The sequence below is a fragment of the Saccharothrix sp. ALI-22-I genome (assembly GCF_001984175.1).
Lineage (GTDB): Bacteria > Actinomycetota > Actinomycetes > Mycobacteriales > Pseudonocardiaceae > Actinosynnema.
The window spans coordinates 1-19085 of the sequence record NZ_MTQP01000039.1; the positions used below are offsets into that span (position 1 = coordinate 1).

The 19085-nt window shown below is 68.9% G+C and carries 16 protein-coding genes and 2 pseudogenes; 7 read left to right on the forward strand and 11 right to left on the reverse strand.

Annotation, left to right across the window (positions count from 1 at the left end):
- Nucleotides 1–146 precede the first annotated feature (146 nt).
- Nucleotides 147–1412 carry a transposase gene (locus ALI22I_RS04640; RefSeq protein ID WP_202970668.1) on the reverse strand — a complete coding sequence of 422 codons (1266 nt, stop codon included), beginning with the start codon at nt 1410–1412 and terminating at the stop codon, nt 147–149.
- A 225-nt stretch (nt 1413–1637) separates the two neighbouring features.
- Between ALI22I_RS04640 and ALI22I_RS04645 the strand changes: the two genes are divergently transcribed.
- Complete coding sequence (locus ALI22I_RS04645; RefSeq protein ID WP_143531959.1) at nt 1638–2690, forward strand: hypothetical protein; 1053 nt, start codon at nt 1638–1640, stop codon at nt 2688–2690.
- A 335-nt stretch (nt 2691–3025) separates the two neighbouring features.
- Here the strand turns inward: ALI22I_RS04645 and ALI22I_RS50400 are convergent, their stop codons facing one another.
- The 4 genes from ALI22I_RS50400 to ALI22I_RS04655 all read right to left on the reverse strand — a co-directional run bounded on the left by ALI22I_RS50400 (nt 3026) and on the right by ALI22I_RS04655 (nt 5179).
- Nucleotides 3026–3175: a hypothetical protein gene (locus ALI22I_RS50400; RefSeq protein ID WP_179118091.1), complete on the reverse strand. Its 150-nt coding sequence runs from the start codon at nt 3173–3175 to the stop codon at nt 3026–3028.
- Nucleotides 3176–3190: 15 nt separating this feature from the next.
- A complete protein-coding gene (locus ALI22I_RS50405) occupies nt 3191–3331 on the reverse strand; it encodes a hypothetical protein (protein ID WP_179118092.1) in 141 nt (46 codons plus the stop codon).
- 55 nt (nt 3332–3386) lie between these two features.
- Nucleotides 3387–4292: a class I SAM-dependent methyltransferase gene (locus ALI22I_RS04650; protein WP_202970670.1), complete on the reverse strand. Its 906-nt coding sequence runs from the start codon at nt 4290–4292 to the stop codon at nt 3387–3389.
- A gap of 320 nt (nt 4293–4612) precedes the next feature.
- On the reverse strand, nt 4613–5179 hold the full coding sequence (locus ALI22I_RS04655) for a DUF402 domain-containing protein (protein WP_077004305.1): 567 nt from the start codon (nt 5177–5179) through the stop codon (nt 4613–4615).
- Nucleotides 5180–5645: 466 nt separating this feature from the next.
- On the opposite strand from ALI22I_RS04655, the gene ALI22I_RS04660 reads away from it, so the two are divergent.
- Entirely contained in the window at nt 5646–5885 is a 240-nt protein-coding gene (locus tag ALI22I_RS04660; protein WP_179118093.1) for a hypothetical protein, read from the forward strand.
- A gap of 566 nt (nt 5886–6451) precedes the next feature.
- A pseudogene (locus ALI22I_RS55330) lies at nt 6452–6568 on the forward strand (hypothetical protein); the annotation flags it as partial.
- Between the two features lie 4 nt (nt 6569–6572).
- Here the strand turns inward: ALI22I_RS55330 and ALI22I_RS53035 are convergent.
- Nucleotides 6573–6986 carry a hypothetical protein gene (locus ALI22I_RS53035; RefSeq protein ID WP_083751416.1) on the reverse strand — a complete coding sequence of 138 codons (414 nt, stop codon included), beginning with the start codon at nt 6984–6986 and terminating at the stop codon, nt 6573–6575.
- Nucleotides 6987–7425: 439 nt separating this feature from the next.
- On the opposite strand from ALI22I_RS53035, the gene ALI22I_RS04670 reads away from it, so the two are divergent.
- From ALI22I_RS04670 to ALI22I_RS04680, 4 genes and pseudogenes are all read left to right on the forward strand, one after another.
- A complete protein-coding gene (locus tag ALI22I_RS04670; protein ID WP_238598099.1) occupies nt 7426–10575 on the forward strand; it encodes a S8 family serine peptidase in 3150 nt (1049 codons plus the stop codon).
- A gap of 380 nt (nt 10576–10955) precedes the next feature.
- Complete coding sequence (locus ALI22I_RS48605) at nt 10956–11195, forward strand: hypothetical protein (protein WP_143531962.1); 240 nt, start codon at nt 10956–10958, stop codon at nt 11193–11195.
- A gap of 17 nt (nt 11196–11212) precedes the next feature.
- Nucleotides 11213–12469 carry an MFS transporter gene (locus tag ALI22I_RS04675; protein ID WP_238598102.1) on the forward strand — a complete coding sequence of 419 codons (1257 nt, stop codon included), beginning with the start codon at nt 11213–11215 and terminating at the stop codon, nt 12467–12469.
- 591 nt (nt 12470–13060) lie between these two features.
- Nucleotides 13061–13429, forward strand: a pseudogene (locus ALI22I_RS04680) (DUF5995 family protein); the annotation flags it as partial.
- A gap of 41 nt (nt 13430–13470) precedes the next feature.
- Here the strand turns inward: ALI22I_RS04680 and ALI22I_RS04685 are convergent.
- The 5 genes from ALI22I_RS04685 to ALI22I_RS04705 all read right to left on the reverse strand — a co-directional run bounded on the left by ALI22I_RS04685 (nt 13471) and on the right by ALI22I_RS04705 (nt 19056).
- Nucleotides 13471–14526: a sugar phosphate isomerase/epimerase family protein gene (locus ALI22I_RS04685; RefSeq protein WP_077004310.1), complete on the reverse strand. Its 1056-nt coding sequence runs from the start codon at nt 14524–14526 to the stop codon at nt 13471–13473.
- A gap of 69 nt (nt 14527–14595) precedes the next feature.
- The gene (gene iolE / locus ALI22I_RS04690) at nt 14596–15519 is read right to left on the reverse strand and encodes a myo-inosose-2 dehydratase (protein ID WP_077004311.1); all 924 of its coding nucleotides are present in this window, start codon (nt 15517–15519) and stop codon (nt 14596–14598) included.
- Nucleotides 15516–16025, reverse strand: a complete 510-nt coding sequence (locus ALI22I_RS04695; RefSeq protein WP_077004312.1) for a hypothetical protein — start codon at nt 16023–16025, stop codon at nt 15516–15518. The genes iolE and ALI22I_RS04695 overlap by 4 nt, the downstream gene beginning before the upstream one ends.
- A complete protein-coding gene (locus ALI22I_RS04700; protein WP_077004313.1) occupies nt 16022–17134 on the reverse strand; it encodes a ferritin-like domain-containing protein in 1113 nt (370 codons plus the stop codon). Before ALI22I_RS04700 ends, ALI22I_RS04695 begins: the two co-directional genes overlap by 4 nt.
- A complete protein-coding gene (locus ALI22I_RS04705) occupies nt 17131–19056 on the reverse strand; it encodes a GMC family oxidoreductase (RefSeq protein ID WP_083751418.1) in 1926 nt (641 codons plus the stop codon). Before ALI22I_RS04705 ends, ALI22I_RS04700 begins: the two co-directional genes overlap by 4 nt.
- Nucleotides 19057–19085 lie beyond the last annotated feature (29 nt).

Consider the following 19085-nt stretch of genomic DNA (forward strand, 5'->3'; position numbering starts at 1 on the left):
CGTACCAATTCTACGCGGGCGAGTTGAAGCGCTGATTAAATCAGGTTACCGACCAGTGTTCCGCGGTGGACACTCAAATCAAGATTGATGCCAGTACATGAAAGGCCCGATGTTGTCCATCGCGTATGGCGCGTTACCGGCTTGGTTCAGGCGGGCCTGGCCCTCCAGTACGGCGAGGAGTGGACGAGGGTGCCGGCTTTCGGCCTGTGCTCGCTGCGTTTGGCTGCGCGTCGGCCATCGGGAGAGAGTGATCGGCTCTGTTGCGGGTCATGACGTTGGTGACGGCTGACAGGGCCTGAACGAGGGGACGGATCTTTCGGCGGCAGGATGAGAAATGCGGCCCCACGCGTCCGCCGAGCAGAAAGACCCATTCGTGCTCCACCGTAACGCTCCGCTGTCCGTCTGGTGTGGACGCCGGGCGGGACCTCGGCGTCCGGGCTGGTGGCCGGCATGGTGGCCACGTCCGTGATCACGTTGGGACTGTCACCCGAGCAGGTCTCGGTCACGTGCGCGAGGAACCCCTGCCAGCGGGTGACCTGTCCCCGACGCGCGTAGCGGGCCGTCGGGTCGTAGGGCGAGACGATCCGGTTCGCAGAAGGCGGCAGACCGCTGCCCTCGTCATCCTCGCGCCAACGCAGGCGGCCCGTGGAGTCCACGTGGTAGTTCTGCATCAGTACCTGGCGCAGGGCCTGCACCTGAGGCCCGTCCAGCAGGCCGGGATGGTGGTGGCTGAGGTGTTCGAGCAAGTGGCGGGCGTCCGTACCGGCGGTGTTGATCCTGGTCTTGGGCCGGGTCGGATTCTTGCCCAGGCGCACCGGTCGACCGTAGCGACGGCCCCAGTGCTCGTCGACCAGACCGTCGAGCGCATGGTCGGCGGTGCGGGCGAGTTCCTCCAGGGCCGCACGCACGGCCTCGGTGACCAACTCCAGGCGGGTCAGGTCGCGCACGGCGGCCAGGACGTGGGTGGAGTCGGTGCGCTGGGCGGTGCGCTCGCGGACCAGGCCGGCGTCCTTCAGGCGGGCCAGGGCGACATCGAGGAGGCGGTCCGCCCGGCCGGCCCGCAGGAGGCGGTCGCGGAAGTCACCGAGCACGCTGTGGTGGAAGCCGGGATCGTCGAGCTCCAGACCGAGCGCGTACTTGAAGTCGATACGGCAGCGCACGGCCTCGGCGGCCTCGCGGTCGGACAGGCCCAGCAGGAACTGCAACACGCTCACCGTGGCCAACTGGGCGGGCGAGAGCCCGGGGCGTCCGTTACGCGAGTAACAGTCGGCGAAGTCCTCGTCCCTCCACAGACCCCTGAGGCGGTCACGCACCCACATCGCCGTCGTACCACCGGGATTACTGGCTCGCGCCATCCGCGCGGTGAGCTCCGGGACCTCCACCGCGGACCGGCAACCAACCGGTAAGGACATCTGACCACCTCGGAGCGCGATATGACTTCACCGACCCATAAGCCTCGCTGTTACCGATCAGTCACCCTCCGCGACACGCTGGCTGTTTCAAGATCACTGACAGAGTCAAGCTAAGCTCAAGGCCGACGTGTCGCCATGGGCGGGACGGAAGCTGCCTAGCGGCACACGTGACTGTCGCGGGCCACCGCGTCTGTGAGGGCGGGTCCTCGGGGGAAGGGGCGCCTAGTGCCGGAAGAGACACCATCCGAGCGTCCTGGTGACTCTGGCGCTGATGAGCCGCTTTTAGCGGATCTTCCTGGCGCGGCCAGGAAGCTCAAAGACAAACTGCACTCGCTGGGCGCACTCGACAGCGCGATCCGCCAGGAAATCCTTAACGGTGACAACGCCGCCGCACAGCAGCTCTCCCGGATCGCGCGTATGCATGCGGTGGATGCCTTGGGGGTGATGCTGGAATGCGTGGCGCTGCCGGTGGCCGAACGCAGTCGGTTCTCCGTCAACGCCATCCGGCAGGCCGAGCAGTTCCTCGAAATCGAGCCGGACACCTTCGCCTCGTTCTTCGCCGTGGACATCGAGCCCGACAACCGGGAGAGGAAGAAGGCGCTGCGGGAACTGCTCGTCGAGGTTCGCGACAGCATCCAGGACGCTCCGGTCGATGCGATGTCCCCCACGAGACCGCTGTTCTGGGTGCCAGCGGTTCTCCGGATCGGCTCCGCTGTCCTCGTCGCCACGGTCGTGGGAGCCCCGCTGGCTGCGCTCGCCGTCGGTGAGTCCGTCGTCGTGGAAGTCACCAAGGCCGGGATCACCGTGACGGCGTGCGCCATAGCCGCCGAGTTGACCAACCGCGTGCTGGAACGATGGCTCACGCCTCCGGGACCCGCCGAGCCGATCGCGTCCTACAACTCGCACGATCACCCGAGACCACCTCACGAGCCGAACGACGATGGCGTCCACGACCTGAACTCACGGACTCCCGACGAGTTGGTGACGGAAGGGCCGGCGTCGCCAGCGTTCGACGAGCCGAGTGTGTTGCTGTCCGAGGACCTGGTGGTGAAAAGCCCGGACTGGCTGGACCTCAACGACCTGAGCCCATCGGTGCTCGACGAGCTGCTCCTTGAGGATCTGGAGCAACCAACAGTCGACGATCTGGCAGAACGGCAAGTCGAGCTGTTCGAGCCAGTCGACGAGGAGGGCCTGCAGCCCGATCCGCCAGCTCCGGTCGACCTCGACGAACCACTACGTTCGAAAATCGACGATCCTTACGACGACTTCGACCTTTGATCACCCGGCAAACCACCGCCGGCCCTGCCGGGCGTTGACACCTTCACGCAGGGCCTACGCGTCGGAGCAGAACTGCGCGTCACACAGCCACGCGTGCCACACCGTGCGCCAGGGAACGCACGCTCATCAGCGTAAGTCGTTTTGTGTCAAGGGGTTGGTCAGTGATCGGGGTTCGTCGTCATTCCCTGCATAGCGGCATGGTTGGTCCCGGCAGCGTGTAATCGGGTTGGGTGACGACGGGTGGGGCTGCCCGTGATGAGCGTCGAGATCACCGAGGGGTGTCTCCATGCCGCGTGGGGCTCGCCCCTGCCCTGCTCGTGGCGCGGTTGCGCGGTTCAGGCCGCGGTGAGCGCGGCGGCCGGTGTGGCGCCGTGGGTGGCGATGTCCGGGTCCCAGCTCCGACCTGTGGTGATGACGGCGTGCAGGTGCCGCAGGATCGCGGCGGCGATGACGGCCTGGGCCTGGGTGAGTGTGAGCTTGTCCACGGCGCGGATGCTGGATCAACCCCGGCGGGCGCGGCCCGGCGTGGACCACGGCCAGGGTGCGGCGCTGGAGGTCGGCCTCCAGCGCCGCCCGGGCGCGGCCTGGCTGGTGGTGGTCGGCAGCGCCATCACCTCGTCCAGCCCCATGTCCGCGCGCACCGCGCCCGCCCGTTGCGCGTTGGCCGGACGTCCCGGCCAGGACCGGGGCGACGGGTCACCGGGCGAGGGGCTTGTCCAGCACCAGCGCCGAGTAGCGGCAGGCGGCGCCCCAGACGAGGTGCGCGCGCACGCTCTCGTCCACGCGCCGCCAGTCGTCACGGGTCAGTTCGCGCAGTCCCGGCCAGCGCAGCCGCAACGCCCGGCGACCGGCCTCGGTGGACGTGACGCGCAGCGCCGGGCGGGCGAGCCGCATCGGGAGTCCGAGCACCGGACGCGTCCAGTCGTGCACGGCCCGGACGGTGAAACCGGCGTCGGCGGCCTTCCCGGTGTACCGGGCCAGGGGCTCGATCTGCTCGAAGTGCCACGCGGTCCGGACCACGCGGTCCGGGTCCACGGCGTCGATCGTGGTCGGGTCCGGGTCCCGCCAGGTGAAGTCGACCAGCACCAGCCGCCCGCCCGGCCGCAGCAGCCGGAAGCACTCGGCCAGGAACGCCCGCCGTCCGTCCGGCCCGAAGTGGAAGGCGGCCTCCAGGCAGTGCACCCGGTCGAACGTGCCGTCACCCAGCTCCACGCCGTCCGCGCTCGGCGGCGGCGTGGTGGCGTCGGCGACCGCGAACCGGGTGTTCGGCCTGCTCCCGAACCGTCGGCGGGCCTCGGCGACCTGCTCGGGCTGCACGTCCAGCCCCACCGCGTCGCAGCCGCGTTCGCCCAGCAGCGCGGTGGACAGGCCGCGCCCGCAGCACGCGTCGAGCACCCGGTGCCCCGGCTGTGCGTCCAGCAGCGCCAGCGACCGTCGCAGCAACCTGCGCTGGAACCACCCCACCCCGCCCACGAGCAGCGGCAACGTCGGCACGGTGAAGTGGCCGACGTTGACCAGGTCACCCCAGCCGACGTGCCGCAGCACGTGGAACAGCACGTTGGCGTCGCTGTAGGAGTCGGCGATGTGCCGCTCGTCGGTCATGGCGATGCGCTCCCTCCGGGGGTAACCCGTTTGACGGACATCCTGTCCACCGTTCGGGGTGAACCTCACTGCGTCAACCCGGCAGCCCGCATCTGACCTCTCCAGGGCGCCACACCGGCAAGCGACCCGATGGCCTGTTCCGGCTGTGTGCCCGCAGCCGCAAGACAGGTCCGAACAACCCGGCAGCCTGATGTCCGGACGTACTCGGCGGACCGCTGCCCTGTCCGGCCGAACCTTGCGGTGTCCGGACCTACATTGCGGTACTCGGGCACCTCAACCAGCAGGCCAACCACATTGGATGCGTGCGATTGGGCTGATGATCAGCCTGGTGCGGTGACGATCGGCCCCAGCGGGCTGGGGAGCGCCGCCAGGTCGCGCAGCCGCCGGGGTGGGAAGTCGGTCCACGTCTCGCTGGGGTCGCGGGCGGCGTGCAGGTGCCGGTCGAGGAAGCGTTGCCAGCGCCGCAGTCCGTCGACGGCGGTGGCGATGTCGAGTTGCCCTGCTTCGATCGCGTCGGCGAACTCGTCGAGATCGAGCAATCGCTGGTGGCGTCCGTCGGTGGGTACCAGGACGTCGGCGTAGAGGTCTCGTACGGTGATCGAGTCCTGTGTGGTCGAGACGTGCACGAGGTCCACGTACCAGGTGGTCGGTCCGGTCTGGGCGCGGTCGGTTCCGCGGGTGGACCGCCAGGCGGGAATGGACATGCTCACACCGAGGTCGAGCAGCACGAACACGCGTTCCAGCAGTGTGCCTCCAGGCCACGGCTCGAAGCTGTCCGGCAGTTGGAACTCGTAGGCGAGCGTGTCACCGAGGCGGATGCCGGGCAGCGGGCCGAACAACGGTGCCGGATCGCCGTGAGCGCCTCGCCAGACCTCAACCTGTTCCATGAACCATTCGTACCCGACGCGGCGGAAGCATGCGGCGGTTCCCTCCGGACGCGCACATCGTGGTCGACAACGTTGTCGGCAAGCCCATCGCTGGCCGCCCGATGTCGGATGTGCCGTGGCACCCGGATAGTCGGTGAGGTTCTCGGCTGCGGGCGCGCCCAGGACGGTGGTCACCTCAGTGCGCACCTCGTCGCAGGTCAGCGTGACCCGCTGATCGGCTGATCGGCTGTCCCCGCCCGTAGCCCACTCCAGCTCCGTGCTGTCACTGCCGGACCCTGGATGTGTAGTGGTCCGCTGCCGCACCGGCACCCGATACGACAGCGGATGTACGCAGGTCCGATGCCACGTCGGCTACCCAAACCCCTGAAGGTGTCACTCGATCGGGTGGTCACGACGGGTGGTACGGGCTTGGTGCGGAATCCTTGCTGGCGTGGATGTCGGAGTGGATTCCGGACCGGAATGCGACGTGTGTGACGATACCGGGTCGATCACCTGGCAGCAGCCCGTGCGCGATGCCGACGGGCTTGTGGTGTTGACGGAGATGAGCCATCCCTGTGTGCGGGGCTGTTCGGGGTGGCGGAAGATGCCCGCCGCCGAACAGGGCACCGTCGTGGACGACCCCGACGCGGCCCCGCTGCGGACGTCGAACGTGGCGCGGGCCAACCTGCACCACCGGACGGACTGGTCCCAGCCCCGACGGCTCTGAGCATCGGCGGCCCCTCAGGACGAACGCGCCGACCGTCGACCGAGCGGGCGGGGCGAGACGCCGTGATGCTCCCGCTCCGTTGGCCGCTGTCGCCGACGTCCAGGCCCGCACCGAGGTTCGGCTGACCGAGGAGCAGCAGGCCGTGTGGCGGTGCTCATCGGTGACACTTCCGCGTTGGCCCGCGCCCCTCCGACGGCGACAAGTCCGAAACCGTCGGCGGTTGCTCACGGGACACGGCCCACAGGGCGGCGCTCTACCTCACCGAGGACGAGTCGGAGCTGTTGTGTCCGTCCCCGGCTGCGGCATGGCGTGCTCCTCGTCTGGACTGTGTGACCACGATGCCCAGCAGCAGCGCAACCAGCAGGCAGGTCCCCGCCGTCCACCACGCCCCAGGACTTGACCCGCCCAGTGCGCCGCTTCGAGCACGGCCACCACGACGTTCGTCACCCTCGGCAGCCGTGACCCCGACCGCCGACAGCACCATCACCGTCTCGTGTTCGGCGGCTCCGCCCGGAGCTCCATGCGTCGCCGGTACCGGATGCAGGGTGGAAGTGGTCAAGGTCCCCATGGTTGCTGTCCCGGAGGCCGGGACACTCCATGACGAGGTCGGGACTTGGAAGGCAGTTGTCGACGCTGACACCGGCCAGATCCTCGGCGCGGCACTGCTGGGGTGCAACGCCGGCGGGGTCATCTCCGCCCTGCATATGGCAATGCTCGGCGGGCTGTGCTGCCAGCAGTTCCGCAGCCGCCGATGCCGCTCGGCCAGCGCGGAGGCATGCGCGCGCACCGCCTCGTCGTGCACCCGGTGCACCTCGGCGGGACACCCGCACCCCGAACGTCGTCCCACCACCAGAACAGTTCCTCGACCAGACGCTTCGTGGGCGTCCTCAGCACGTCCGCGGTGTAGTCGAGGGACCCCGGCGTCACCACCGGCGGCGGCAGCGCCAACCCCCGGTCGTCACCCAGGTGGATCTGCGCGGCCAGTCCGCACAGGTCCACCGGAGCGATACCGATCTCGATCGCCTGCCGCAGCACGCGGAACGGGCTGCGCGCGTACAGGTCGGGCCGGGCGATCCGCTGCAGGTGCGCGACGGCGCTCATCCCCTCACAGTGCCACTCCGGCCACGTCGCGCGACCCCCGTGGCAGGAACGTGCCCCCAGACCGGCTCAGCCGATCACGTCCGGCTCGCGCCGCACGCGGTCGGCGGCGTCGGGGGGGCAGAGAGCGGGCGGCGGTGCGGTCCTGCGGGCGCCCCCTCGGCGAGCAACGCCCGTTGGGCTACCCGGCCGCCCGCACGCACCACGTTGGGCCGCTGAATCCGCTCCTCCGACTGGATAGCGTCGAAGTGTCGGGGGCGACTTCACTTCGGTACTCCGCATGTCGTTGCGCCTCCCGGTAGTGCGTTTCCACAGCGCGCTCAACCAGATTCGGGAGGTATCTGCGTTGAATCCGAGGTCACGAAAGCGTGGGATCGCTTGGGGGGCGGCGTTACTGGCGGTCGGTCTGGCCGCCGGCACCGCGACAGCGACCGCGTCACCCGTGTCACCACCGAGCCGCGTCGGCGGCGAACGGCACACCGTCACCCTGATCACCGGTGACCGGGTCGTCGTCGCCGGGCAGTCGCTGCTCTCCGTCACACCGGGTCGGGACCGCGACGGCATCACGTTCTACCGGTTCCTGCGTGACGGCCGGCTGCACGTCATCCCGCGCGACGCGGCCCGACCGCTCGCCGAGGGCAAGCTGGACCTGCGCCTGTTCGACGTCACCGGGCTCGTGGACGCGGGCTACGACGACGCGAAGCGCGACACCGTGCCGCTGATCATCACCGGCGACCAGCCGCAAGCCGGCGGCGTCCAGGTCACCCGAGCGCTGCCCACCATCGGCTCGGTGGCCGCGCGGACCGCGAAATCCGAGACGGCAGGCACCTACCAGGCCCTGGTGAACGACCCGGGCGTCAAGAAGATCTGGTTGGACGGCATCCGCAAGCCCAGCCTGGACCGCTCCGTGGCGCAGATCGGCACGCCGACCGCCTGGCAGGCCGGATACACCGGCAAGGGCGTCAAGGTCGCCGTGCTCGACAGCGGCGTCGACCAGACGCACCCCGACCTGGCGGGCCGCGAAGTCCTCGAACGCAACTTCAGCGAGGACCCCGACACCAGTGATCTGGTCGGCCACGGCACGCACGTCGCCGCCACGGTCGCCAGCGCCGGGGTGAAGTACCGGGGTGTGGCGCCGGACGCGCAGATCCTCGACGGCAAGGTCTGCTCGTTGGACTGCGCGGAGTCCTGGATCGTCGACGGCATGCAGTGGGCCGCCGACCAGGGCGCGGACGTGATCAACATGAGTCTGGGCGGCACGGACACCCCGGAGGTCGACCCGCTGGAGCAGGCCATCGAGACGCTGTCGGCCCGGACGGGCACGCTGTTCGTGGTCGCGGCGGGCAACTCCGGCGCGCCGGAGACGTTGAGCTCGCCGGCCAGCGCGGACGCGGCGCTCGCCGTCGGCGCGGTCAACCGGGACGACAGCATCGCGGACTTCTCCAGCCGCGGGCCGCGCGTCGGCGACGGCGCGCCCAGACCGGACATCACCGCGCCCGGCGTGGACATCGTCGCGGCCAAGTCCAGCACCGGTCGGATCGGCACCCCGGTGGGTGACAAGTACGTGGCGGTGTCCGGCACGTCCATGGCCACTCCGCACGTCGCGGGCGCGGCGGCGTTGATCGCTCAACAGCACCCGGACTGGAACGGCGCGCAGATCAAGGCCACGCTCATGGCGTCGGCCAAGAACAACCCGGCCCTGACGGCGTTCGACCAGGGCACCGGCCGCGTCGACCTGACCAAGGCCATCACCACCACGGTCACCGCCGACCCGCCGTCGCTCGCGCTCGGCCTGCACAAGTGGCCGCACGACGACGACACCCCGAGCGGCAAGGAGTTCGCGATCCGCAACGCGGGCGCCGCGCCGGTCACGCTCGACCTCACCATCGACGCCAAGGGCCCCGGCAGCGCGCCCGTGCCGGCCGGCGTGTTCACCGTCAGCCCCGCCACGGTCACCGTGCCCGCAGGTGGTGAGGCCAAGGCCACCGTCACTGCCGACCCCAGGGCCGCGACCGCGGACGGCGCGTACAGCGGCACGGTCGTCGCGTCCGGCGGCGACGTGCGGCTGCGCGTGCCGGTGGGCCTGAACCGCGAGGTCGAGAGCTACGACGTCACGTTCGAGTTCGTGGACGCGGCGGGTCGGCCCGCGGTCGACTACTTCGCGCTCGTCATCGGTCTGGACGACGGCAGGTCCGTGATCCTGAGCGGTGACGTCGGCAAGGCCACCACCCGGCTGCCCATCGGCGAGTACATGGTCGTGACCGAGGTGCTGACCGACGGGACGAAGAGCGCCGTGCTGCCGATGCCGAGCCTGCGCGTCGGCCGCGACACCACCTCGGTCGTGGCGGACGCCCGGAAGGCGAAACCGATCTCCATCACCTTCCCGGACCCGAAGGCCGAACCCGCGTTCGGTGACCTGCTGCTCGGCCGCAGCCGCAACGGCACGCTCGTGGCCGGCATCGGCGGGCTGTACGCGGGCAGCTTCGGCAACGTCTCCATCGGGCACCTCGGCCCCGAGCTGCCCGCCGAGGACTTCTCCATGATGGTGAACACGCACGCCACCGGCACACCGGTCGGCACGACCCCGGTGACCTACCGGTTCGCGTGGGCGGAACACGGCAAGGTGCCCACCGGCTTCGTCCGCGCGCCCGCCAAGCGCGAGCTCGCCGAGGTGCGGTCGGAGTTCGCCCCCGGGCCTGACGGCAAGCGGTACGCCTTCGCCGGCTACCCGATGCTGGCCTTCCCGTCCGGCGGCGGCCTGGGCGGTTTCAGCCTGGACACCGCGGTGACCGCGCCGGGTCGGTCCCTCGACTACACCACCGCCGCGCCCGACGTGCGGTGGGCGTGGTCGCTCGGGCAGTTCCGGGGCGAAGCGATCGAGGCCCAGCTCGACACACCGATGCGCACACACCAGCCGGGGCGCACGTACCGGGAGCGGTTCAACCGCCCGGTGTTCGGCCCGGGGCTGCCCGCGAGCCCGTACCCGTACCTGAGCAGGACCGGTGACCTGGTCGACTTCTTCGTGCCCCTGTTCGGCGACCGGGACGGCCACCTCGGCAGGTCGGTGACGTCGTCGGCGCGGACGAGGTTGCTGCGCAACGGAACCGTGGTCGGCGAGACGGCCGAGCCGGCCGGCGGCCAGTTCGCCGTGCCACCCGGCGCGGCCGAGTTCCGCGTCGAGACCGAGACCGTGCGCGCGCCGGGTGTCTCGGAGTTCTCCACGGCGGTCAGCGGCGCGTGGACGTTCCGCTCGGACACCGTGCCGGGTGACCGGTACGCGCCGCTGCCGCTGACCGCGGTCCGGTTCACCCCGGCACTCGACGCGAACGGCGCCGCGCCCGCGGGCCGGGTGCTGCGGGTGCCGCTCGTGGTCGAACAGCAGCAGGGCGCGGCCAACGGCCGGGTCGACCGGGTCCGGGTCGAGGTGTCCTTCGACGACGGCAAGACGTGGTCGACGGTGCCGGTGATCGGGCGCACCGCGTTCGTGCGCAACCCCGCCACCACCGGATACGCCTCGCTGCGCGTCAAGGGCTCCGACCGCAACGGCAACACGTTCGAGCAGACCGTGATCCGCGCCTACAAGATCGGCTGAACGGGAAGGGGGCATTCGCGCACGCGAGTGCCCCCTTTCGGATGGCTTCGAAGTCGTTGAGGGCTTCGACTATTCGGGCTCACGGCGCCGCCGCGAGTCAGCGGTGCCTTCCGAGTGCGCGTTCTGTCACCGCGCACGACCCGATTCGGTAGGTGTCTGTGTTGACCGCGAGATTACGACGAGTCGCCTTGGCCGTGGCCGGCTCGTCGCTACCACGGCCACGGGGGTGGCCAGCGCGACGCCGGACCCGGCGCGCCGCGACGCCGTCGGATCGACCCTCATCCTGATCACGGGCGACCGTGTAGGTGCCAGAACTCTGCGCTGGGTCGCTGAGCTGCGGTGATCGTGCACCATGGACCGCAGGGGCATGATCGTGAAGCGTGGCGTTGCGACACGCAGGTCAGAGCATCAATACAGACTTCTGGCACCTCACACGGTCGCGACCGTGGTGGGCTGATCTCGCCCAGGGAGGAGTGGAGACCTACTCGATCGACTGTGAGCACGAGGAGATGATGAACGTGGAACCGGTTTTGAGCATCGGCAAAATCGTCTCGGACGTGTTCGCGCGGTACGGTTCGGTGCGGGAATCCGTGCTGGAGTCTTCTGTTGTGAAAGTCTAGCCGGAGGAATTCTCGAAGTGTCCACGAAGGAATCTGGCGACGCCAAGGTGAGGCTGGGAAGCCGCTTCCACAGACTCTTCGGCGCCACGTTTGTGTCGGCCATCGGCACCGGCATGCACGCCGCCGCGTTGCCCCTGCTGGCCCTGCAGAGCACCAGCAGCCCGATGGCGTTGAGCTTCGTCGTCATGGCCGCCGAGATTCCCTGGGTGCTGCTCTCGCTACACGCCGGTGTCGTGGTGGACCGGCTGGACCGCCGACGGGTGATGGTGTGGGCGGACCTGGGCCGGTTCGCCGTCCTGGTCGGTCTCGCGGTGCTGATCCTGACCGCGCAGGTGAACCTGCTGTGGCTGGTGGTCGCGGCGTTCCTGCTGGGCGTCGGCCAGGTCTTCTTCGACCTCGCCGCCCAGTCGGCCATTCCCGACTTCGTGTCGCGGGATCCGCGGAGCCTGGCAACGGCGAACGGGCGGATCGTCGCGGCGGAGAGCAACGGTGAGGACTTCGTGGGGCCTCCGGTCGGCTCCGCGCTGTTCGGCGTGTGGAACTTCCTGCCGTTCGCCGGCAACGCTCTCTCGTTCGCCGCCAGCGGCCTGTTGATCTTCTCGATCCGGACGGACGCCAAGCCGAAGGAGACGTCCGACGCTCCGCGCAAGAGCGTGCGGAGCGAAATCGTCGAGGGCATTCGGTGGTTGTTCGGGAACCGGACCCTGCGGGCGCTGGCCACGGTTTCCTGCCTCGGCAACGTCGCCGCCACCGCTCAGTTCGCGATGCTCGCGCTGCTGGCCAAGGAGGTCCTCGGACTTCCGGATTTCGGTTTCGGTCTGTTGCTGACGGCCACCGCGGTCGGCGCGACGGCCGGGGGACTGGCCGCCGCGGCCGCCAGCAAGCGATTCGGCCCAGGCACAGTGATGCTCGCGGGCAAAGCCGGCGTGGGCGCGGCCATTCTGGTTCTGGGACTTGTCGCCAATTCGTGGGTTGCGGCCGCGATGATGATGGTGACCGGTGCGTTGATGACCGCGGAGAAAGTCGTTGTGAGCACATTGCGCCAGCGGATCGTGCCCGACGAACTCTTGGGGAGGGTGCTCTCGTCGAGTAGGCTGGTGGTAATGGCTGGGGGGCCGGTCGGTGCGGCACTCGGCGGCGTTCTCGCCAGCTTGTTCGCCGTCCAGGTCTCGTATGTCGCCGGTGGTGTTTTTCTCATCCTGGTGGCGCTGGTCTTCTATCCCGTGCTGAACAACCGCGCCCTGGCAAGCGCTACGGACGAGTCGGCCGGGTAAGCGAGAAATCCGCGGCCGCGCGGGAGGTGCCGCTCCGCACTTCGCGCTCGGGATATGTCATCCCACAACACGGGGAGACGATTTGTCGTGATCATCTGCGGAATCAAGGCATCGCACGACGGTGCGGTCGCGGTCGTCGAGGACGGCCGCCTCTGACCCGATTCCGCGAGTAGTGGGCTGAGGTGATCTACATGTGCGGATGTGGATCTTTGGATGCGTGTTCCGGTGGCCGGGCATGTTTGTGGCCCGGTAGTCGCACCGGATTCGTGTTCGGGGTCCTTGGTCGGGGCCGGGTGGGCCGGGGTGGTCAGGGCATCGCGGGAAGCGTCCGGAGTCGGGCGAGGATCTTCGCGAGTAGGTCGTGGCCGGGCGGTAGCCGCAGGATTGGTTGTCCTGCATGAGAAACGAGACGTGCGGGGGTGGTGATGAGACGGTGGCGCAGGGTGGTGATCATGGCTTTGCCGTCGCGGGTGCCCCACCCGGCGAGCCGCCCGGTCGGTCCTTCGGTTGCGGTGAGTTGGTGCAGCCAGGCGGCCATGGTGGCGGCGAGGAGCGCACCCCACGTCCAGGCGGTGTGACCTCGGCCGCAAGTTCGACCACGACCAGGTCAACAACATCCTGGTCCGCTCGATCCCGCAGATCGCCGAGACGCTCACCCGCGACTACGGCGGCGGGATAACCCCGCTGCGCAACACCCTGCACGGCCTGGACATCGTGCTCACCGGCACCGGCCTGAAGCACTACCGGGAGCGGGTGTGGTGGTCGGCGGTCTCGTACCTGACCACCACGGACGAGGAAGAGGTCGAACTGGTCCACCAGAAGCTCGACTGGGAGTCCGCCCAGCTGGCCAAGCTGATCGCCGACCAGAGCGCGTGGAGCCTGCCCGTGCGCACAATCGGCCGCGCGATCCGCAAGGACGACTACAGCCGCATCACCCTGGAGAGCCCGGCAGCCGCGTGAGGGGCCTTCCTGAGATGGTGGAGAGATGTGGCCCGCGTCCGTCAGGCGCCTCCGGCGTGGGCGGCGGCCAGGTGCGGCGGATCGGACCGGACTCGGGCGGAGAGGGCGATCTGCTCTCGCAGTTCCTCCAACCCGGCCATGGCGACGTCGTAGGCGCTGTCCACGCCGGGCTCCGGGTCGTCCTCGCCGGGCCGCCAGAACCGCCGGCGTGCCATGCGCATGGAGTTGGCGAACGGCGGGATCGCGTTGAACACCTCGACCAGGTACGGTCCGCGATAGACGGGTTCGATCTCGTTCAGGATGATGTCCCACGGGATCCAGCTGTCGTGCACCGCGCCACGGTCTGGTGCGGATATGTGGACGTAGTGGAGCCGATCCTGCCGTGTGGCTCGAGCGACGTTGTCCTTGAAGATCGAGGGACCTTGGCTTTCCATCACGACTTGCGCGGTGTCGATCGTTGCGCCGCACTGCGCGTGCCCGAGGTCGTCGAGGAAATCCAGAACCTGCGAGACCATGTTGGGTGGAGGCGTCTCCCAGCTCTTGACGGGCTCGATGGCGAGCTTCACTTCTCGCGCTGCGGCGTACGTCGCCAGTTCCTCGAAGACGGGACGCGCCGCGTGATAGCGCGGCTTCATCCAGGCCAGGAGGGCGTCGCTCCATATCGGCTCGTTGTCGTCCGTGAGCGGGAAGACGCCGTAGGGGTAGAGGAACGGTCCTGACATGATCGAGTCGCCGCCCAGGACCTGGGTGATGTCGACGCGTGACTTGAGGTAGGAGAGCGCCTGGCTGCGCTGCTCCTCGTAGGGTGAAGTCGGGTCGAAGGTCCGTGTGGTCCCGACGTTGGTGGTGAACTTCACGTCGTTCAGCCCGGCCTCGTCGAATGCTTTCTTGAGGCGGACGTAGCTTTCGACTTCGAGTTGGTGGTCGACCGTCGCGGGCTGGGAGGCGATGTGCAGGTCGAAGCCGTCGTAGCCCATGTCGGTGAGGGCTTTCAGATGATCGATCAGGATTTTGGTGTAACGCGCGTCCTGTGGCCTCAGATCGGCCGTGAACATGAAGAAGCTGAAGAATATGTCTCGCTTGACTGGCGCGTTCATTCCTGGTGTCCTCTGCGTGAGGTGAGATCCGGTGTCGGCGGGCTGCGCAATTCGGGGGTCCCGAATTCACTACCAACCCAGGACACCGGTGAGGTAGTGGCGGGCCTTCTTTGCGTACTCGAGCGGGTTGGCCTTGTTCGGGTCCTGCTCGGCTTCCACGACCAGCCACCCCTGGTAGTCGGCGTCGGCCAGCACCTCGAGGATGGGCTGGAAGTCGATCGCGCCGTCTCCGGGCACGGTGAAGACGCCGAGCTCGATGCCGTCCTGGAACGACAGGCCTTCTTCGCTCACCTGGCTCACGAACTCCGGCCGGATGCTCTTCATGTGGACGTGGCCGATGCGGTGGGCATGAGCCTTGGCCAGCTCCAGCGGAGTCAGCGGGTCGCCGGTGGCGAAGGCGATGTGGCCGGTGTCGAGCAGCAGGTGGACCAGGGCCGGATCGGTACAAGCCATCAGCCGGTCGACGTCGGCGCGGTACATGACGCCGGTGCCCATGTGGTGGTGATAGCTGAGCCTCATCCCGGCCGAGTTGGCGATCTTGCCGAGTTCCTGCAAGCCCGACGTCAAGGCGTCCCACTGGGCATCGGTGAAGACAGGGCGGTTGGCGAACACGTCGATGGGGAGCAGGTGCGACGAAGCTCCGAACTCGGCCACGACCACCTCGGTCCCGCCCAGTGCCTTGATGCGGGTCAGCGTGTCCTCGAAGGCGGATATCGTCTTCTGCCGCATGTTGTTGATCGTGAAGTACGTGCTCGTCCATGGCTCGGACACCCGCAGGCCGCGGAGATCGAGAGCGGCCTTGAGCACGTTGTTGTCGGAGGGGTATTTGTGCCCGATGCTGCAGCCCTGGAAGCCTGCGAGCGCCATCTCGCTCACGGCTTGGCCGAAGGGGATGCCGGCGTCGATGGTGGGGAAGTCGTCGTTCCACCACAGGGTGCAGCAGACGCCCAGCTTCACCTTGTCCGGGCTGAGGCGGTTACCTAGTTCTGTCATTGTGTTGCCTCTTTCAAGTATCGGGCCTCGATGCGGGGTGGTTGGGCCCAGGAGCCGTAGCCGGGAGCCTTGGCACCGGGGGGATTGGCCGCGATGGCCCGCCACAGCAGCCCTTCCTGGTAGGAGGCAGCGGTGACGGTGGAGGTTTCGGCCGCCGTGCGGGCCTCGTAGCAGTCGGTCCACTCGGGTGGCAGCCCGTACCACATCCCGGCGTACCAGAGCTTGATCACGTTGCGGGCCACCGGGCCGAGCCGGTCGTCGCTGAAGATCCGGTGGCGCAGGGCCCGGTCGAGCAGCGTCCGGTCAGGGCTTTCGGCATCACCGGCCGCGTCGGCTCGGGCGGCCCGGTGGGCGCCCAGGAGGGCGGTGACGACTCCTTCGCCGCAGGCGTCCCGCACCTTGGCCAGGTACTGGTGGGCCAGGCCGGTGCCGAGCAGGTCGGTCTCCTCGAAGGCGGTGAGGTCGACCGAGAGGAGGAGGAACTCCTTGAACGAGTGGGCGGTCATCCCGTCACCGCCTGGGCTACCTCGCCGGCGGTCCGGGAGGCGCCCGGATCGTGGCCGACCGCGGTCGGGATCTCGAAGGTAGGAGCGGCGTGCAGACCGTCGCTGCCCGGCAGGGGGTTGCGCACCAGCCGGTTGATCCCGTCGCGCAGGCGGAACATGTGCCAGATGGCGTCCTGCAACAGGCTTGGTTGCCCGTTGAACGCCTTCGTGAGCAGGGCGAGGAAGACTCCGTAGTCGGCGTTGAAGTCCCGGGCGGCACGGGCGAGTTCCGATCCCGCCGGGTAGTCGGCCAGCCGGGCGCTCACCTTCACCTGGTACACGTCGTTCCAGGAGATGTTGAGCGGCGGCCCCGAGGGTTCGTCGGGGTGGTCGCCGACCTGGTAGTAGTGGCCGAGCTGCAGCTGGCGGAACCGGTAGTAGTGGGCCAGTTCCCCGTCTTCGCCGTAGATGCCGGCATCGAGGCCCTCGCCCTGATCGGCGATGAACTGGAGCGCCTGCCGGGCCGAGTCCAGGTCGGTGACGGGAATCACTGCCCCGCCGCCGGAGTAGAAGTACTCGGGCCCGACCTGCCGGGTCGGATCGCCTTGGAAGAGATCGGGCTCGCGGTCCGCCACCTTCTCGAGCCCTTCGATGATCTCTGCGTAGAACTCGCCGATGCTGTAGAAGCGCAGGCTCTCGTCCGTCGGGCTGGAAACCGGCGTCGGCCGGTGGCTGTCCGATGCGGGCACCAGCCGTGAGCTGTCACGGGGAGCCTTGCCCGGCCGCTCGATCTTGCAGAACGTCTCCACCGCCTCGGGGGAGAAGGGCCGTAGGTCGACGGTGAAGTCGCACTCCCCGTCGGGCAGGTAGGTCGGGTAGGACGGCACGAAGCCGCGGCGGCTCAGGTCGGGCGTCCCGCCGATGGCGTTCAGGACGTTGGCGGCGAGGGTGAGGTGCAGCATCTCCTCCACCGCGACCACCCGGATGATGTGGGCGGCGTCGGAGTTGGTGGTGGGATGTATGGAGTAGTACGCGGTCAGGTAGGGGGGAATGGTCGCGTGCTCGAGCACCATCGCCCTGTGCAGGTACTTGATCAGGTCGTCACGGTTGTGGATGGTCGACGCGGTCACCGGGCCACCTCCTGGGGGCGGCTCTGGGCGGCGGCCTTCGAGGTGATGTTGATCGCTGCGGACTCGGCGTCGAGCTGGGTCAGCATGGCCTGGGCACTGCGCAGGCACAGGGCGGCGACGGTGAGCGTCACGTTCGACGTGCTCACGGTGGGCATGCTTCCCCCGCCGACCAGGTAGAGGTTCTGGTAGTCCCAGCACCGCTGATCCGCGTCCACTACCGAGGTCGACGGGTCACGGCCCATCATGTGGGTGCCGGCGAGGTGGTTGCCGCCTCGGATCTCGTACCCCTCGCCGGCGTAGACGGCGTAGCCCCAGAAGTTCGGGTCGTACTCGGTGTGGTCCTCGGCCCCGAGGCGGGCGAAGATCCGTTTCGACAACTGCCGGGCGTACGCCACGCCCCGCATCGTGTAGTCGGGGATGTCGTAGGTGAGGATGGGCCGCATGTTCCCCAGGTGGTCGGTGAAGGCCGGGTCCACGGTGATCCGGTTGCTCGGGTTGGCGGGGACTTCGACCATGAACGCCAACTGCAGCTGGCGGGACACCCGGTCCACCAGGCCTTGGCGGAGGGCCTCGCCGTAGCGACCACCGGCGTCCACCAGGTCGATCAGGTCGGTCATCGGCGCACCCCGGGCCCAGCCCCAGCCGTCGTTGTGGATGTCGACGCTGAACGCCGCCTGGTGGCGGCGGAAGCGGCCGCCGCGCAGGTCGGTGATGCCGCCGGTGCAGTTCGTGCCCCGGAAGGTGCCGGCCACCTCCGGTAGCAGGGCCCACGCCAGCAGGTAGGCGTGGTCCATGAAGTTGCGCCCCATGAGGCCGCTCGATCCGTGCAGGCCGGAGGCCAGCATCAGCCGGGGGTTTTCCACCGCGTTGGCGGCCAGGATGAACAGCCGACCCCGGGCGCGCAGGGTGGTGAAGCCGGGACTGTCGGGCTGGTCGTAGTGGCGGTACTCGATCTCCGTCACTCGGCGGGTGTGTTCGTCGATGTGCACGTTGTAGGCCACCGCTTGGGCCACCAGGTGGACCAGGTCGCTCTGGAGGGCCGCGGCGAGGGTCTTGCCGGCGTTGTACTTGGCCTGCACCGGGCAGATGGGCACGCAGTTGTTGTTGCCCTGGCACCGCCCGCCGACCTCGACCTGGTACGTGCTCACCGCCCCTTGCGGCACGTAGCCCTTCCCGCCGTTGTAGGCCGGGTTCGGTATCCCGTTCCGCCCCTGTGGCCATGGCCGGACCCGCAGCTCCCGCGTCACCCCGTCGAGCTCGACCGGCATCCCGTTGACGTCCTTGGCGACCATCTGGTCCAGGTACGACAGGGGCAGCCCTTTCATGGGGAACACGTAGCCCTCGTCGAACTCGACCCCGAGGTAGGTCTGGTCCTCCACGTCGGCGGAGACGCCGATCTCGCGTTCGGCCTCGTTGTAGTACGGGGCGAGATCGTCGTAGGTGAGCGGCCAGTCGGCGCCCTCGCCGTAGAGCGTGCGCATCCGGAAGTCCTCGGGCAGCATCCGCGGCGTCTTGGCCTCCCAGTGCATGGTGGTGCCGCCGAGGACCCTCGTGTAGGTCGTGTCGGTGGCGAAGGGTCCGCTCTGGACGATGTAGGCCGAGGCGTCCGGCGAACCGGGGAAGATGCGCCGTGCGTCGGTGCCGCGGGGCATCGGGGCGTTGGGGACGACCGGGTAGGGGGACTGGTTGTCCTTGCTGGTCGCCGAGTAGAAGCGGTCGAGGTAGCCTTCGTAGCCCTTCAACGTGAGGTCCTCGCCCGGGCCCGCTTCGAGTATCAGCACGCTCTTGCCGGCGGCGCTCAGCCGCGAGGCGATGATGGCTCCGGCGATCCCGCCGCCGACGATGACGGCGTCGTAGAGGACGTCGGTCGTCGCTGCGGGGTCGGTGCGCTTCGCCGCCCCCTCGGGGAATCTCACGTACATGGGGCAGTCACTCCTCTGCCCGGCCCCTG

Excerpts from the sequence above, each read along its gene's own strand:
- iolE (WP_077004311.1), bottom strand. The coding sequence starts at position 15,519 with ATGACAGAACTAGGTAACCGCCTCAGCCCGGACAAGGTGAAGCTGGGC.
- ALI22I_RS04695 (WP_077004312.1), bottom strand. The coding sequence starts at position 16,025 with ATGACCGCCCACTCGTTCAAGGAGTTCCTCCTCCTCTCGGTCGACCTC.
- ALI22I_RS04655 (WP_077004305.1), bottom strand. The coding sequence starts at position 5,179 with ATGGAACAGGTTGAGGTCTGGCGAGGCGCTCACGGCGATCCGGCACCG.
- ALI22I_RS53035 (WP_083751416.1), bottom strand. The coding sequence starts at position 6,986 with ATGAGCGCCGTCGCGCACCTGCAGCGGATCGCCCGGCCCGACCTGTAC.
- ALI22I_RS04640 (WP_202970668.1), bottom strand. The coding sequence starts at position 1,412 with ATGTCCTTACCGGTTGGTTGCCGGTCCGCGGTGGAGGTCCCGGAGCTC.
- ALI22I_RS04650 (WP_202970670.1), bottom strand. The coding sequence starts at position 4,292 with ATGACCGACGAGCGGCACATCGCCGACTCCTACAGCGACGCCAACGTG.
- ALI22I_RS04705 (WP_083751418.1), bottom strand. The coding sequence starts at position 19,056 with ATGTACGTGAGATTCCCCGAGGGGGCGGCGAAGCGCACCGACCCCGCA.
- ALI22I_RS04685 (WP_077004310.1), bottom strand. The coding sequence starts at position 14,526 with ATGAACGCGCCAGTCAAGCGAGACATATTCTTCAGCTTCTTCATGTTC.